14 protein-coding genes are annotated in these 15,359 nt (G+C 32.0%); 2 read left to right on the forward strand and 12 right to left on the reverse strand.

Going from position 1 to position 15,359, the window contains the following annotated elements; genetic code table 11:
- Nucleotides 1–13 precede the first annotated feature (13 nt).
- The gene (gldD, locus tag H0I26_RS04570) at nt 14–601 is read left to right on the forward strand and encodes a gliding motility lipoprotein GldD (protein WP_218701216.1); all 588 of its coding nucleotides are present in this window, start codon (nt 14–16) and stop codon (nt 599–601) included.
- Between the two features lie 112 nt (nt 602–713).
- Here the strand turns inward: gldD and H0I26_RS04575 are convergent, their stop codons facing one another.
- The 5 genes from H0I26_RS04575 to H0I26_RS04595 all read right to left on the reverse strand — a co-directional run bounded on the left by H0I26_RS04575 (nt 714) and on the right by H0I26_RS04595 (nt 8,870).
- Nucleotides 714–2,222, reverse strand: coding sequence for a right-handed parallel beta-helix repeat-containing protein (locus H0I26_RS04575; protein ID WP_218701217.1), 1,509 nt, complete (start codon nt 2,220–2,222; stop codon nt 714–716).
- A gap of 189 nt (nt 2,223–2,411) precedes the next feature.
- Entirely contained in the window at nt 2,412–5,639 is a 3,228-nt protein-coding gene (locus tag H0I26_RS04580; protein WP_218701218.1) for a sensor histidine kinase, read from the reverse strand.
- 228 nt (nt 5,640–5,867) lie between these two features.
- A complete protein-coding gene (locus H0I26_RS04585) occupies nt 5,868–6,551 on the reverse strand; it encodes a hypothetical protein (RefSeq protein WP_218701219.1) in 684 nt (227 codons plus the stop codon).
- Between the two features lie 741 nt (nt 6,552–7,292).
- Nucleotides 7,293–7,916 (reverse strand): RadC family protein, encoded by a 624-nt coding sequence (locus H0I26_RS04590; protein ID WP_218701220.1) that lies wholly within the window; start codon nt 7,914–7,916, stop codon nt 7,293–7,295.
- 45 nt (nt 7,917–7,961) lie between these two features.
- On the reverse strand, nt 7,962–8,870 hold the full coding sequence (locus H0I26_RS04595; protein ID WP_218701221.1) for a tail fiber protein: 909 nt from the start codon (nt 8,868–8,870) through the stop codon (nt 7,962–7,964).
- Nucleotides 8,871–9,156: 286 nt separating this feature from the next.
- Between H0I26_RS04595 and H0I26_RS04600 the strand changes: the two genes are divergently transcribed.
- Nucleotides 9,157–10,149, forward strand: a complete 993-nt coding sequence (locus tag H0I26_RS04600) for a transposase (RefSeq protein WP_218701222.1) — start codon at nt 9,157–9,159, stop codon at nt 10,147–10,149.
- A gap of 129 nt (nt 10,150–10,278) precedes the next feature.
- On the opposite strand, the gene H0I26_RS04605 is transcribed toward H0I26_RS04600, so the two are convergent.
- The 7 genes from H0I26_RS04605 to H0I26_RS04625 form a co-directional block, all read right to left on the reverse strand.
- Complete coding sequence (locus tag H0I26_RS04605; RefSeq protein ID WP_256935260.1) at nt 10,279–11,031, reverse strand: transposase; 753 nt, start codon at nt 11,029–11,031, stop codon at nt 10,279–10,281.
- Between the two features lie 32 nt (nt 11,032–11,063).
- Complete coding sequence (locus tag H0I26_RS19655) at nt 11,064–11,327, reverse strand: hypothetical protein (RefSeq protein WP_256935261.1); 264 nt, start codon at nt 11,325–11,327, stop codon at nt 11,064–11,066.
- A 464-nt stretch (nt 11,328–11,791) separates the two neighbouring features.
- Nucleotides 11,792–12,370 (reverse strand): hypothetical protein, encoded by a 579-nt coding sequence (locus tag H0I26_RS04610; protein ID WP_218701223.1) that lies wholly within the window; start codon nt 12,368–12,370, stop codon nt 11,792–11,794.
- 25 nt (nt 12,371–12,395) lie between these two features.
- Nucleotides 12,396–13,376: a YHYH protein gene (locus H0I26_RS04615; protein ID WP_218701224.1), complete on the reverse strand. Its 981-nt coding sequence runs from the start codon at nt 13,374–13,376 to the stop codon at nt 12,396–12,398.
- Between the two features lie 255 nt (nt 13,377–13,631).
- Nucleotides 13,632–14,111: a tyrosine-type recombinase/integrase gene (locus H0I26_RS19660; RefSeq protein ID WP_317618230.1), complete on the reverse strand. Its 480-nt coding sequence runs from the start codon at nt 14,109–14,111 to the stop codon at nt 13,632–13,634.
- Complete coding sequence (locus H0I26_RS19665) at nt 14,057–14,698, reverse strand: site-specific integrase (protein ID WP_256935262.1); 642 nt, start codon at nt 14,696–14,698, stop codon at nt 14,057–14,059. The genes H0I26_RS19660 and H0I26_RS19665 overlap by 55 nt, the downstream gene beginning before the upstream one ends.
- 165 nt (nt 14,699–14,863) lie before the next feature.
- Nucleotides 14,864–15,268 (reverse strand): heavy-metal-associated domain-containing protein, encoded by a 405-nt coding sequence (locus tag H0I26_RS04625; RefSeq protein ID WP_218701225.1) that lies wholly within the window; start codon nt 15,266–15,268, stop codon nt 14,864–14,866.
- Nucleotides 15,269–15,359 lie beyond the last annotated feature (91 nt).

Raw genomic sequence — 15,359 nt, forward strand, 5'->3', positions numbered from 1 at the left:
GAGTAATATTTTTATGAAAAATACAATAGTACTTCTTATCGTTTTTATTACACTAGCTAGTTGTGGGAATGACCCTGTGCCAAAACCAAACGCTTATTTACGCTTAGAGTATCCTCAAGCAGAATATGACGTGTATAATAAAAACTTACCTTTTACTTTTGACAGAAACCTACAAAGTGATACTATACGATTTAAGCCTTTAAAAGATGATGTAGAAAGCTTTGGGTTAAATATAGAGTATAAGAAGCTTAAGGGGACAATCTACTTAACGTATAAGGCTATTGATGGTGAAGCGCGTTTAATTCAATATCTTAAAAACGCACAAAATTTTACTCAGGAACATACTAAAAAAGCAGATGCAATAAGTGAAGACCTTTGGGAAAACCCGGAGAATAATGTTTACGGAATGTTTTATGAAGTCGGAGGTAATGCAGCATCGCAATCACAGTTTTATGTAACTGATAGTGTTAATCACTTCTTGACAGGATCGTTATATTTTTACGCAAAACCTAATTACGACTCTATTTTACCAGCAGCAAACTACTTGCAGAAAGATATTAAACGTATCATGGAGAGTGTCCAATGGGAGCAAAACAATTAACTGTCACAAATGTGATTTTTAATTGTTTATACTGTTTTTATTTTTTGTGTCTGATACATTTTAACGTCTCTTGAAAGATTAATTAATGCGTCATATTGTTTAAGTCAATGTCTTAATTTCGTACAACTTTTGTTATAAATTCGCGTTCATTTGATCTAATTTTTAAGAGATAAGTACCAGGTGATAATTCTGATAAGTCAATGGTTGATTCGGGTATAATGGATTTAATATAACGCCCTGTTATATCATATATAGTAATATTATCTATGTTTTTGATCTCAGTGTGTATTAAACCATTGGTTGGATTAGGGTAAACAACAATACCTTCGGAAAGAAGGGCTTCGTTGTTAGTCGAAAGTGTACTACTAAATTCAAAAGCACCTATGTCATAACTTATTCCCATTGGTCTTGTGTTTCCGTTAATATCATCTGTAACAACTGTGCTGACTTGGTTTGTGCCTGTATCAATAGCTTGTGATTCCGCAAGTAAGTTGAAATCATTTGATGACGGGTTAACAAATATTGAATTTATGGGATTGGCTAATAAAGAATTTGTGTCAAGACCTAGTGCTTGCCATGCAGCTAGGCTAATTGCCGATCCATCCCCATTATCACTCATTTTATCATTAAGTATATTGTTGTCACTAGCAAACATTGCGGTATCATTTAAAGCAATACAGCCTCTCCAGGCGTGTTGATTAATGATGATGTTGTTATAGATTTCGGTATTTATATTTGCGCCATTTTGAACAAGTATTCCCCATCGTCCATCCGAGGGAACAATAATGGTATTATTATATATTTTAGCACCATTAGTTACAATAGCACCATCTTGTTGAAAAAGCGCAATGCCTTGTGCAAAATGGTTATTGTAAATAAGGTTGTTGTAGACTGTTGGGTTTTGTAGTCCATCCATATTTATTCCAGCAGAACTATTGTTATCATGAATAGTGTTACCGTAGATTAAAGCATCGCTAATTATACCATCGCCTCCAGCAGATAAATCGCCATTCATATGGATTCCAGTATTATTGTTACCATAGCACTCGTTAAACCTAATTATAGGTCTATCAGAACTATTGGAGACATAAATACCATGCTCGTCGATTGAGTTGGTACAAACATTATATTCAATTAAAATATCGTCTGTAAATCCTGTAAATATTCCTCGCTCAGCATTATTATCACAGGCACAATTTCTAATAATACAATTATCAGAAACCACTACTCGTATTCCGTTACCATTTCCGGGCATATCATTTACAATAAAGTTATCGATAGTAATATAATCCGCATTTTCAATGTTAATCCCATCGTTTCTGATTGGACCACTTTGATTTATCAATACACTATTTCCTGTTCCGATAAAAACTATCGGATTTGTAGCTGTGCCATTTACATTTCTTAAATCAAAACCGACATAGATACCATCTTCTACAAAGACCGTGTCGCCCGCAATTACAAGATCTGCAGCATGCTGTAGTGTTAAAAAAGCAGCACTTAGACTTAAGCCTGTGTTTGTATTAGAACCAGAGTTTGATACATAGTAATTGGTGGCGTTTAAACCAAAACTTGACAGTACTGTTAGAAGTAGTAGTAAAGCGCGATGGGAGATATTCATTTTGTTGTGTTTTTATAATTCGACTAGAAACCAGGGACATATTTAATTTTCACTGATAATTTGTAACCTATATTTAGTGTTTTATGGTCTAAAGATAAATGTAATATCATTCGGTTGTATGAGATAAATGTGTTTTTTAGACTGATTTTAAATTAATATATTTGGTATAGATTGCTATAACACATTTTTTTATTCTGGTAAATAAATAATAAACTCGGTTCCCTGTCCCAATTGACTTTCGATTTTAATTGACCCTCCTAGCTTTTCAATTAGAGTTTTAACTATTGCTAAGCCTAATCCGTGGGAGCTTTCTCCATCAGTTGGGCGTGCAGAGAGTTTTTGAAACATTTTAAATACTAATTTTTGATCAGCTTCAGATATCCCTGGCCCAGAATCTTTGAAAGATATGGCTATTAGACCATTGCTAGAGTTTACGGATAAATCAATTGCACTTCCTTTATTTGAAAACTTAATAGCGTTGGTCATTAAGTTATCGAAAATACGAGCTATCAATTTTTTGTCCGTATGAATTATTAGTGATGCTGTATTAATGTGTTTTCTAAGGGTTTGCTCTTTTTCTTTTAACCTAAAGATGTAGCCTTTGTCCCATTCTTCTATAAATTCCGAAAGATTGAAATCTTCAGATTCAATTCTTTTTTCTGGATGATTTACATCACTCATAAAAAGTAAATCTGTAATTAAGCTATTACCAGTTTTGACAGATTCATTAATATACTCAATATATGTTTTTTGTTCTTCATCTAAATTTTCATTATCTTCTAATAATTGACTAAGACCATAAATGTTGTTGAGAGGGCCACGAAGGTCATGAGCAATAATACCTAGGATTCCATCTTTTTCCCTATGTAATTCTTCCAGTTCCTTGTTATTCTCTACTAGTTCTTTTGTTTGTTTGAAGACTTCTTTTTGTAGTTTGGCTTCTTTGATTTTCAATCCTTTTATCCGTAAAGAATAGCTGCTGAAAATAGACCCAATAATTATTAAAATGCTAAGTATTCTAAACCATAGTGTTTTCCACCAAGGCGGTTTTATGTTAATCGTTAATGCTGTTTCTTTTTCATTCCAAACACCTTCATCGTTGGAGCCTTTTATTTTTAAAACGTATGTTTTTGGGTCTAGATTTGTAAACGTTAGATCATGTTTACTGCCATGCTGAATCCATTTGTCATTAAATCCTTCTAAATTGTATTGGTATTTATTCATTTTAGAATTAGTAAATTCTAATGCTGAAAATTCAAAGGTTAAATTGTTTTGATTGTACTCTAAATCTATCTCGTTTAATTCTGAAATATTTTGATCAAATGAAGTTGATTGATTGTTTATCTTTATGTCGGTAAATACAACTTCAGGGGGATATGTATTGGTTTTTAGATCATTTGGATTGAAAATCGTGAATCCAGTGGTCCCGCCAACTACTAAAGTCCCATTTAGTCCTTGAGAGTGACCTCCCATATCTAGAATATTATTTCCGGGTATTGTAATATTTTTGAATTGCATACTAAGTGGGTTAATTCGGGACAACCCATTAGGAGTTGTTAGCCAAATATTACCATCACTACCTGATAGGATGCCATATATAATATCACTGGGAGGGCCATCATTTATTCCATATTTTTCAAATTTTTCAGATTTAGGATCAAATATCGCTAAGCCACTTCTGGTACCAATCCATATTTTATTATCACTATCACGGAACAGAGAACGGATTTTATTACCAATAATACAATTATCACAGCCTTCTTTATATTCCCATAATTTAAATTTAAGTGTATGTGTATTAAGAAGAATCAATCCCCTATTACTACCAATCCATACTTCTGATTCAGATTGTTTTAATATACAGTTTACGTATAAGTTAAGTAGGGTTTTGTTTTTATTATTTTTTGGATATACGGTTTTAAATTTACTTGTAACGGTATTGTATGCTAGGATGCCTGTTCCTATGGTGCCTAACCATAAAATACCATCTTCGGGTTCGTATATAATCTCAATATGTCTTATTTTATTGGCCAAAGGATTATTTAAAAAATCCTTTGCTAGCATAAATCGATCTTGTTTTTGATTATAGCGATAAAGTGCGCCACCTTGAGTACCTACCCATAAATCATTACTTTTGGAACGGTAAATTGCGCGGATTTTTGGTTTTTTAGCATCTGCTTTGTAATTAAAGTCTTTTATGTAATTTTTAAATAAATTAGACGCAGGGTTAAATCGACTTAGGCCGTTACTGGTTCCTATCCATAGGGTACAGTCTGCATCTTGTAGCATTGCTCTTACGTCATTATTGACTAACGAGTTGGTGTTTTTTGCGTCATTTTCCCAATGTTTAAAGACTAGATTTTTTAAATTGAACTTGTTCATTCCATCTCCTCTAGTCGCTATCCAAATGTTTTTTGACTTATCAACAAGTACATCTTGTACTAAATTATTACCTATTTTATAATCGGAGTTTTCATCAGACTTATAAATAGATATTTTTTTGGTATTTAATTTATAATGTATTAAACCATTACCGTTTGTGCATAGCCAGATGTCTCCCTGATTATCTTTATAAAGATTCCATATGTAAACATCTTCTATAAAACGTCTATGGTTGCTGTTGTTTAATGCTATTTTTTCATACGCTTCTGTCAATGTATTTAATAATATTAGACCATTGTCTGTACCAACCCATAGTATCCCTTTTGAAAAAACTAGATCATGTATAAAATTGGAGGGTAATCGGTTTTCTCCAGAGTATTTTAAATGCGGAGTGGTAAATTTACCGCTTGCCGGAGTAAAGTAATAAAGACCATAAAATTCATCTCCAATCCAAAGGTTTCCTTTATTGTCCTCCACGATACTTTTTATGGAGTATTTACAGGTTTGACATTTATTAGGTTGTAGCCAGCTTTTAAAAGTCATTGTCGAGCGATCTAATAAATTCAAACCGTTTTTTGTGCCTACCCAAAACCTTGACTGACGGTCTTCGTATATTTGGAGTATTACATCATTACTAATTGAAGTTGAATCATTTTTTTTATGTTTAAAGCGAGTTATAACACCTGTAGTTGTGTCGTAAAGATTTAATCCTCCACCGCTTGTTCCAATCCAAATATTTCCATTAGAGTCTTCTAATAGGCTAGTGATTAAATTATCTGAAATCGTATTGCTATTATTAGCATCATATTTGAATACTGTAGATTGATACCCATCATACCGATTCAATCCATTGTTGGTGCCTATCCAAATAAACCCTTTTGAATCCTGAATGACATTATTGGGGTAATTAGAAGATAGGCCATTGTCGATCCCGATTTTTTCTAAATACCGAGCATTAGACTGAGCATAAAAGCTTGGTATTATAAATAAATAGAATATTGATATAAAAAATAGTCTAGCTAAGGGATGCTGCATTTATCAATTGTTTTTACTTTACCAAATTAGTGAAATATTAATAAAACAAACGGTAAAAATTATTTTAAGAAATGTATGGTAATTGTTGTGTCCTGAAACAGGACTGATGCTATATTATATTTAGCTTGTTTACTTATAGTTTAGATCTAATGTTTTATGATTTAACTGTAAGTGTAACCTTTTGGCATTTTACTTTTTTTTAACACAGTACTTTGTTACCACACGTTTTTATTTAATTTCTTTTAAAATATAATCTTCTTTTTTATTTCCAAATATCGATATATAAATTTCATTTCCGATTTGTTTTTTCAGAATAAAAGGTGCGTAATTTTCGGTAAATAAAATATCAAAACCATTATGATTTATTCGTTCCCACATAAAATGGTTGGAATCTCCGAATTTCCAAGAATTGCTGATATAAACAGAGTCATTTATAAATTGGATTGTATCAGTCCACTTTCTGAAATTCCTGATGATTTTTTTTCCAGTAAATTTTATTTCGGGTGACTTATTCTTTAAAGAATCTACCAACCTCTTATAAACTCTATTCTGATTATAATTTTTAAATACAATACTGTCTTTTGTTAATGGGTCAATTATTTCTGAATCATAGTACTCATTTCCAGCAATTACAAAGTATTCATCTCCAAAATTAACTAAACTTTGCCCTGTTAGTTCAAATTCCGAAGTTCTTTCATTTTCGTAATTGTCGTATTTAAATTCTTTAAAATTAAAAGTTCCGTTATCGAATGTAATCAATTGGTTAAAAGGAAAACCTCCAACAACATAATCTTTAATTGAATCATTATCAGAAAATTTATAGGATGATATCCAAGTTCCATTCAACTTTTTTTCATTCTGACAAGAGGTCAAAACAAAAGCCAAAATCAGTATGTTGAGCAGTTTTTTCAAATGTGTGGTAACGTTAAGTATAAGAATTGTTGCGGTTTTGTAAGCGATAATTTTCCTGCTGAAAATCAGACGTAGTAAAAGAGCAACTACCTTTGTTTAAGTCTAAAACAGCAATTATTTTTATACCATGTGTGTGCCCAGCATGGGCATCTTTTAATTTACCTGAAGGTAAATAATTAATCTAGAGGGTGCAAGTCCCTTATGCGCAGGAGTAACGTCTTGAAGCATTAGTAAGTCGCAAGGGTGAAAACCGTGAGGTTTTATCTGAAGGAAGCGAGACTACAAAACTCGGTACTGACGAACAGAAATCGTATACAGAGGCATAGTTATTCGGGTAAGCAAGCACATCATTGTAACGCCCAAATAGTACCAAAAGGATAATTATGTAGATACGGCAGTGATTGAGAGAAAGAAGATGCCATTACCTGGGGAGATCTCCAAAGTTACGAGTTGATTATATGGAGAAGTCAGCAGAGGTCATAGTACTTACAGGACACGAGTTGAGGCAATACCTCAGAAGGTCTCACAAGTAAGGAAGGACTGAACGTAATTCTCTTCAAAATTCGCATAGGAGCACTAGTGGTAGCCTATGCCTAAATTAGAAGATAGTGTCAAGGGTGAAAAGAGCTTTGGCGTGATGATTTACGAACCGCCGTATACGAGACCCGTATGTTCGGTGGTGTGAGAGGCGCACTCCGGCTATTTTAGTCGGAGCCGTCTACTCGATTAGGCATCTGGCTTTTATTTCTTTTTAACTCTCAATTTTTCAACTTCTCCAATTGAAAGCCCTGTTGATAATGCAATTGTTTCGTTATCAACTCCATTTCTTTTAAATTCTTTTGCTATTTCAACGGTTTTCTTTTTATTGGCAATTTCAGTAGCCTCTTTTTTAAACCTCTGTTCTAATACATATTTAGGAACATACTTTGTGCTTTTTTTCAATTCGTCTAAAAGTCCAGTATCAGCAAAACTCAAATAACTTTTATCGGAAATTATCAAATGGTCAAGAACCTCTGTGTCCACAATAATTCCGACTTGAATCAATCTGTCAGATACATTTTTATCTCCTTCAGATGGTTTTAATTCTCCACTTGGGTGATTATGACATAAAATTATTTTTACAGCCCTTTTTTGCAATGCAAAGCTAAAGACCTCCATGGGTTCAGCTAATGTTTTATTTACGGTTCCTAAGCTAACGAGTTCTATAAAAAGAATGCGATTGTTGTTTGCCAATCCAATAACCCAAAAATGTTCTCTGTTTTGGTCAATTTTGTTTTCTCGAAGTAAAACCTTTTGCATAATTCCGTATATGTCATCGGAATTCAGGATTTTGATTTTTTCTTCTTCTGTTAGTTTTATATCCATAACGTAAAAGTAGGATTTTTTGAAATATAACTTGACTCTTAATTTTTAGTAGCGTTTTTTATTTTCTAACATTTCTAATCTTTTTTGTAATTCTAGAAATTTAGTAGCCAGAAGGTTTAAAGATTTATTTTCTTCTTTAAGTGTTTGAATTTCTTTTTGTTGTTGGATTGTGTAAAGGGTTAACTCCTCAATTTTTTTAAGAAGCTTCATATCCATTTCAGCTTGCATAATCCCATTTTGTTCAAATTCTTTAGCTGATGGGATTTCTGGTAGATGACTGTTTTCTTTGATGAATTTTTCTACTTCTTCTATGCTTCTAAGATTATAGTCATTTTTGAAAACATAATCAGGAGCAGGAACATTTAAGTCTATTTTTACTTCCTCTGCATGGATGTTTCCTTTTACAGTAAGTTTCATATCCGGATTAGTAGTTCCAATTCCTACATCTCCGGTACTATGGTTTGTAGTAGATATTGAACTATAACTAGGCTGGTCTAATAAAAGCTCTCCAGAAGAATCATTAACCAGTGGATTTCCCATTACGATAGAAGGAGAGCCTATGACCTTCTTTAGATCAACTCTTACACCTCTATGAGGAGATAAGTTAGCGGTTAAATGAACTATTGAATTAGATATTTTACGTATTCGTAGCTGTATGTTTGCAGTTGATTTTTCCTGTATTATTCCATAAGTAAGATTAGGAGAAAATTTTACGTAAGCTGTGAATTCAGATAAAGTAGGGTAGTTGTAACCCCAATTTCCATTATAATCAGTAACAGTTCCAGTTAAACCTATTCCATCATAACTACCAATACTTCCTGCGTCAATTATTGCTACGATTCTTTCTCCAGAGTTTGAACCTGTATTATCAACAATCCATTCAAATTCTTGTGAATATGAATCTAAGGATATGATAATTGATAAAATTAATAATGTAAATTCAATTTTTTTCATAATATATTTTTGTTTTAAAGTCTATACATTCATTTTTTTAGCTTGTGCCTAACGTTGTTCTTTACTTTATACTCATTATAAAAGTAGTTATTACTTTTACTAGGAAACAAGAGGAGAACTAGAACGTTGTTTAGAATAATAGTTCCATTATACGTATAAGTCCTCTTGTCTTTCTTAGGTTGCTTTAGGACCATTTGGAATACCAGGAATCACTTCCTACTAAAGGTGATAGTCATAGCAACATTTATTAATCATTCCTCTTTGAGTAGGAACAATATTTAAAAATATGAAAAAATATGTAGATGTTATCGGTATTGATGTATCTAAATTAACAATTGATGCACATATTCATAATAGAGGCATTCATCGTGTGTTTTCGAATACTTCAAAAGGTTACAAAGCACTATTATCTTGGGTCGAAAAGTACCTTGGTAAAGACCTCTATTTTTTCTGTTTTGAGAATACAGGTCATTACTCTACAAATCTTAGTGTTTATTTATCAGAAAACAACATAGATTATGTAGAAGAAAGTCCTTTGACCATTAAACGATCTTCCGGAATTGTTAGAGGAAAAACAGATCAGCTTGATTCCGCAATGATTGCGAGATATGCATGGCTTTACAAAGAAGAGTTGACTCTAAGTAGTCCAAAAGCGCAAGATATTCAAGAGTTAGGACGTTTGTTATCCTTTAGAGAACAGCTAGTACGAGACCGTACAGGTAAGATGAGTAGTCTTAAAGAAATGCAGACTTTGCTTAGTAGTCCATCGACTGATGATTGTTGTATAATTGTCAAAAAGATGATTCATTATCTTACAAAACAAATTACAACACTTGAGCAAAGTATTAAAAAACTAATACGAAGTGATGAGTTATTGGAAAAGAATTATCAGCTTTTAAATACCTTAAAAGGGGTTGGTTTAATATTATCTTGTCAATTGTTATACCACACGAACAATTTTAAGCGGTTTGATAGTTGGCGTCAGTTTTCAAGTTATTGTGGTGTAGCTCCTTTTGCGCACAGTTCAGGAACCAGTATTTACCGGAAAAACAGAATTCATAAGATAGGAGACCGGAAAATGAAAACACTGTTAACACTTGCCAGTGTTAGCGCAATACAGTGCGATAAAGAATTAAAACAGTATTACGAGAAAAAAGTTGCAGAAGGTAAACCAAAACTGGTGGCTTTAAATAATGTTAGAAATAAGATTTTGTCAAGAGCTTTCGCAGTGGTAAAAAGAGGAACACCTTATGTCGAATTACAAAAATTTGCAGCATAATAAAAAGGTCTTTAAATAATTAGGTTTTGACCTTGGAATACGTGTATGGTTAGATTCTGTGTTAATTTACAACAAAAAATTCATATTTTTTTTATATTTTTATTTTTCAAAACGGCTTCGAGCTAGTTTCTAAAGGGCAGTTTCTATTTCTAATAGAGTTGCTCTTTTTTGTTGCTCATAATTTTGAATAAAACCTTCTTTATTTTTATAAACGACGTAAATTAATTCTAATAATTTTCTTTGAACAGCAATCAGTCCTTTCATTTTCACACCACTTTTAGCCGTTAATCTCAAATATAATTCTTTATGGGTTTTATTATATTTTACTGCAGATAATGATGGTAAATGCATCGCTTTTCTCAAATTACGATTTCCTTTTTTTGATATCCTTGTTTTAGACCTTATAGATGTTCCAGATTGTTTTTCTTTTATATCTAAACCTGCATAACTGGTGATTTGTTTTTTATTTCTAATCAGTTCAAATCCATTTGTTTCTGCTATAACAATTACCGCTGTTAGCATCCCTACACCAGGAATTGTGCAAATATTTTTTAATTCTTTTTTTAATTGAGTATCCTTATTTACTATATTTTGAATTTCTATCTTAATCTCCTTTTCTTGTTGGTTAAGAAATTCAATTCTAGTTTTTAAACGCTTTAAACTACTTTTATTAGGTTCTGCTTCAGTTTTTTCTGCATGCAGTTGGTTCTTCACAATTACGCGTTCATCTACTATTTGGCTTCGCTCTCTGGTAAGTTGCTGTAGCTCTTTGTATACTTTTTTTGGTTTCGTCCAACACTCTAATTTTCGTTCTAAACCAAATTGACAAATGGCTTGTGATGCTGTTTTGTCAGTAATGGTTCTTACATTAAGAGTTCTCATATAATTACTAATCTTATTTGGTAATACGATAGTTAAATTACATTTTTTTTATCTAAATAATACGCGAATTTTTGATGATAAACACCTGTTGCTTCCATTACAAACTGTAGCTTTATCTCTTTATTTATAATTGGATCTAGCCATTTGAGTAAGGCAGCAAAACCTATTTTATTATTTTTAAAGACTTTGTAAGCATAAAGATCTAACGTGAAATCATTATACATTTTTCCCAGAGTTACTACTAATTCTTTTTGAGCTACGTCAACACCCAAGACTTGTTTTAAGATTTGTTTCATTTTACATGGTTTTTAATAGCATATAAAGTGAGTATCTTTCCTCGTTTTTTCTCCTAGTGGATATTCTGGATATAACTATTTATAATTATTCCTTACATTCTGTTCAAACTCTAAAAGATATAAAAAAAGTGAGGTGATTTCTAACCAACAATATACTTTTAGAGTTATTTAGTTGCGTGCGTACTCTCACTTTTTTCACTTTATTCTTGCTAAATTTATATATGAATTAACTTCCTTTACAAACATAGGAGTTGCGTGAATATTTCGCAGGAATATTCGCAAGTAGAGAATAATAAAGCAATTAATTATACACGGGTTATATGCTGTTTAATCAGTAGTTTATTCAATTTCACAGATATCATAACATAATTTTTTTTCACAAGTACAGCTTTCAATCTAATTTGGCTCTTAAAAATTAATAGAATCTTTTATTGTAATTAGTACAAATTCTATTTTATTACAATTTACCTTGTCTTTCTTTTAAAAGAAAAAATCAGTAAACCTAACAACAGTATTGCACCAACAATTAAATAATATTTTAAATAACTACTAGTTTCTGTGGTGATATTAAAAGATGAAGTAGTGTTGTCTGTAATTGCTTCTTCCTTTTTTCCGTCTTTGTTTAAATACCAATGATAGTTTTTTTGAGAGTTACTCTGTTCAAACATCATGGTGTTTGAAACTTTACTAATATCTGAACCCTCGAATATTAATGTGTAACGTGTGGCATGGTTATGTTCTTCATTATTCTTTTCAAGAACAACTTTTAATAAATGTAATTGTTTGTCTTTTGTGTCAAAAATTTTTAAATTCTCTTTGGTGTAACGTAAAAATATGTCATTAATATCTTCTATTGTTTTAGCATTATTATAATTAGAATCGAATGCAATTAAGGCATTTCGAATACTCCATGAAAATTCAGCATGAATTATAGTTTGAGTACCCTCTGTTGTAATATCAAAATAAGCTATATCAGAATCATGTGCATACGTAAAAGGTATACACATGACAAAGAATAAACATGATAAATATAATTTATACATATTTGATTTGTTTTTTAAGATTTTTTTAATTTCCTGGCCCTTGTTGGAAGTCGTCAGAAGGTGTTCCTCTAAAGTACCTTGGGATACTTGGAAAAGAATCACCATCAGTCAATATATAATAAAACGTGCCATCAGGAAACTCAGGAGTTACACCTGTTCTTCCATTTGCCTCATCAAGAGTTCCAAGCCCATCAACATACTCGTAATCTGCGGAATATGCACCATTATACTCAGAACAAGGTGCCGATACACCATCTCCAGGTCTATCTCCTGTTAATAACTCATAACTTGAGGTCATTTCTATAACAGCAGAGCTACTATCATCAGCATCAGTATATGCGTATTTATAATAAATAGGGTATCCATCAGCTGCCCATCCAACTTGTACCATTTCAGTTCCGTCTGCATCTGCAACTAAATCATATAATGTTGGTGTACCATGATGATGATATTTACCTGTAGGTTGAACATGTGAGAAGTTACAGTCTAAACCTATAGGAACATTTAATGCTTCTAAATTCCAATCCCAATTTACATCAGGATCCATAACTCCAAGATCACTATGTGGCCAAGGTTCAGCTGCAATAGGGTCTAATTCAACACCATCTAATAAGACACCAAAAATATATTCAGGACCATTATCGCCCTCTAGCGAAATTAAATTTCCTGTAAGTTCAGGATCTGTAGTTATTGTATAAGTTTCATTCTGTTCGGTAATATCTCCATTAATGAAGGTCCCTACTAAATGATCAGGAATACTATTAGATGTGATAACCCTATCAGATCCATTAATACTAATTGTTACAGACGAATCAAAAGCTAATTGTGTATCACAAACACCACTTCCTTCTGCCAAGTCTTGTTGAACACAATCAGTTGTGTTTGTATCTGTATCTGTATCTGTATCCGAGTCATCATCAGAATTACAAGATGTCATACTTAAAAATATCACAAAAAATGATAAAACTAAGGTAATAGAGCGGATTGATATTGGTTTAATTTTCATAAGTTTATTTTTTAATTATACATATTATTCTTTTAGATGTCCTTTCTCTAAAGAACTTGTGCAAGTTAGTTTTTTTACATTTTACGAGGTTTTCGTTTTTAAAATAGCATATAACTAGTTGTATGGTGACTAAAGTAGTAAATATCCCTCAATTTTCACGGGATATGCGGAACTTTTGTTCCTGATTTTGGTTTTTCCTTAATAATTCTACAGCATTATCTAACGGGCTTTTTATGTCTAATAAATCTTTTCTGGCTAGATTATGTAGATCATGGTAGTTTCGGGTCTGCTATGTCCTAATAATTCTTGTATATGGCGTAAACCTACACCTTGCTCTAGTAAATGTCTGGCATAGCTGTGTCTTAATGTGTGAGGTGTTACAATGTAGTTGATTTTGGCAAGTCTGCTTGATTTGTGTAAAAATTTACGAACACTGCTAGCGGTATATTTTCCTCCTTTTGGACCTTCTCTTAAATAGAGTTTTGGTTTATAGGTCACCAAATAGTTTTCTAATAACGGGAGTATGCTTTTTGCTATGCTCACAAATCGATCCTTGCGTCCTTTGGCGTCTTTGATTAATATTTGATGTCTTTGGATGTGTAAGTGTTCTATTTTTAAATGTATTAGTTCGCTTATCCTTAATCCTCCCGAATAAAAAATGGCTAGGATTATACGGTGTTTTATGTTTTTTGTAATAATAGTATCATTTCTTGATAGGATAATATTACGGGCAATTTTTTAGATTTTTTTGGTCTTGCTAATGTTATCTCGTTAATTTCTATTCTAGGATAAAATACAATAAACAGTTTTAGGGCGCTTATAAATTGACGTTGTGTGCTGATGCTATAATTCCTTTTTATGTAAATGGTTTCAATAAATAGCTCTACATCCCGATTGATTAGTGTCTCGGTATTTTTCTCGTTATGATATTCTATAAAATCGGCTATTAATTGTGTATAGGTGTCAATTGTGCTTGCACTGTATCTTTTTTCTTTTAAGTATTTATAAAAATTATTTAAGATCAACCTATTGTCTTTGCTTAACTTTCTTATTCTTTTATCAGGATATTGATGTAGTGGCATACTAGTGTCAAATACATCTTTAGCATTTATTGGGGTTAAATCTTCAAATTCTGAAAACAATAATTTTAAGTTTTCTGGATTATTTTTAATGTACCAGCTTTTTAATGTTTGACTCCAATGTGTTTTCGGGATTTTTCTTAAAACAGCTATTATTGTATTGTTGTATTTGAAGCTTATTTTTATTTGATGCGTTTTTTTGAAGTAGATACGCGATAGTGTTACTTCCGGAAGCTTGGACATGTTGCATTGATTTATTTTACTAAAAAAAATAAAATAAATTGGCACAAAAAAAAGCATCGACTATGCGATGCTTTGTATTTAGTTGTTTTTTGTGCTTTTAAACGTTAACATGGGGTCTGTACGACCTATTTTGCTACAATTTACTTGATGTGTAGTGCGTAGTCGTTATTTTATCGTAGTAAATGCTTCTACGGTGTGCATATCTTTTACTTTGTAAGTGTCCGCTACGCTTGTTACTGTAGTTTCTAAAGCGGCTTTAGTGACTATAGCTTCGTCATATTCTACCATAGCTAATTCGCGTTCAAAGTCTACAGTAGCAGATTTTACACCTTCCATTTTAGCCATTTTTTTCTCGATAGTTTTTGCGCAACCCATGGCACAAGTCATCCCTTCAATTTTAAATTCGGCTTTAGCCAGTTTCGCATTAGGGTTTATAGCTTTTTTTACTGCGACTTTTGTTGTGTTTGCAGCTGCTGGTGCTGTCTTTACTTCTGGATTAGAATCGTTTTTACAACTAACTGCAAATACGCTTACTAAAACTAGTACTAGTATGTGTTTAAATATTTTCATTTTGTATTGTATTTATTTATAATAATATAGATACAAAACTACTAATTTATATGCTTTATTGCCTTTAAAAATCGATTTTTGTACACTAAAA

The sequence above is a fragment of the Olleya sp. HaHaR_3_96 genome, assembly GCF_019278545.1.
Taxonomy (GTDB): Bacteria; Bacteroidota; Bacteroidia; order Flavobacteriales; family Flavobacteriaceae; genus Olleya.

Excerpts from the sequence above, each read along its gene's own strand:
- H0I26_RS04615 (WP_218701224.1), bottom strand. The coding sequence starts at position 13,376 with ATGAAAATTAAACCAATATCAATCCGCTCTATTACCTTAGTTTTATCA.
- gldD (WP_218701216.1), top strand. The coding sequence starts at position 14 with ATGAAAAATACAATAGTACTTCTTATCGTTTTTATTACACTAGCTAGT.
- H0I26_RS04600 (WP_218701222.1), top strand. The coding sequence starts at position 9,157 with ATGAAAAAATATGTAGATGTTATCGGTATTGATGTATCTAAATTAACA.
- H0I26_RS04575 (WP_218701217.1), bottom strand. The coding sequence starts at position 2,222 with ATGAATATCTCCCATCGCGCTTTACTACTACTTCTAACAGTACTGTCA.
- H0I26_RS04595 (WP_218701221.1), bottom strand. The coding sequence starts at position 8,870 with ATGAAAAAAATTGAATTTACATTATTAATTTTATCAATTATCATATCC.
- H0I26_RS04590 (WP_218701220.1), bottom strand. The coding sequence starts at position 7,916 with ATGGATATAAAACTAACAGAAGAAGAAAAAATCAAAATCCTGAATTCC.
- H0I26_RS04610 (WP_218701223.1), bottom strand. The coding sequence starts at position 12,370 with ATGTATAAATTATATTTATCATGTTTATTCTTTGTCATGTGTATACCT.
- H0I26_RS04625 (WP_218701225.1), bottom strand. The coding sequence starts at position 15,268 with ATGAAAATATTTAAACACATACTAGTACTAGTTTTAGTAAGCGTATTT.
- H0I26_RS04605 (WP_256935260.1), bottom strand. The coding sequence starts at position 11,031 with ATGAGAACTCTTAATGTAAGAACCATTACTGACAAAACAGCATCACAA.
- H0I26_RS19655 (WP_256935261.1), bottom strand. The coding sequence starts at position 11,327 with ATGAAACAAATCTTAAAACAAGTCTTGGGTGTTGACGTAGCTCAAAAA.
- H0I26_RS04580 (WP_218701218.1), bottom strand. The coding sequence starts at position 5,639 with ATGCAGCATCCCTTAGCTAGACTATTTTTTATATCAATATTCTATTTA.
- H0I26_RS19665 (WP_256935262.1), bottom strand. The coding sequence starts at position 14,698 with ATGTCCAAGCTTCCGGAAGTAACACTATCGCGTATCTACTTCAAAAAA.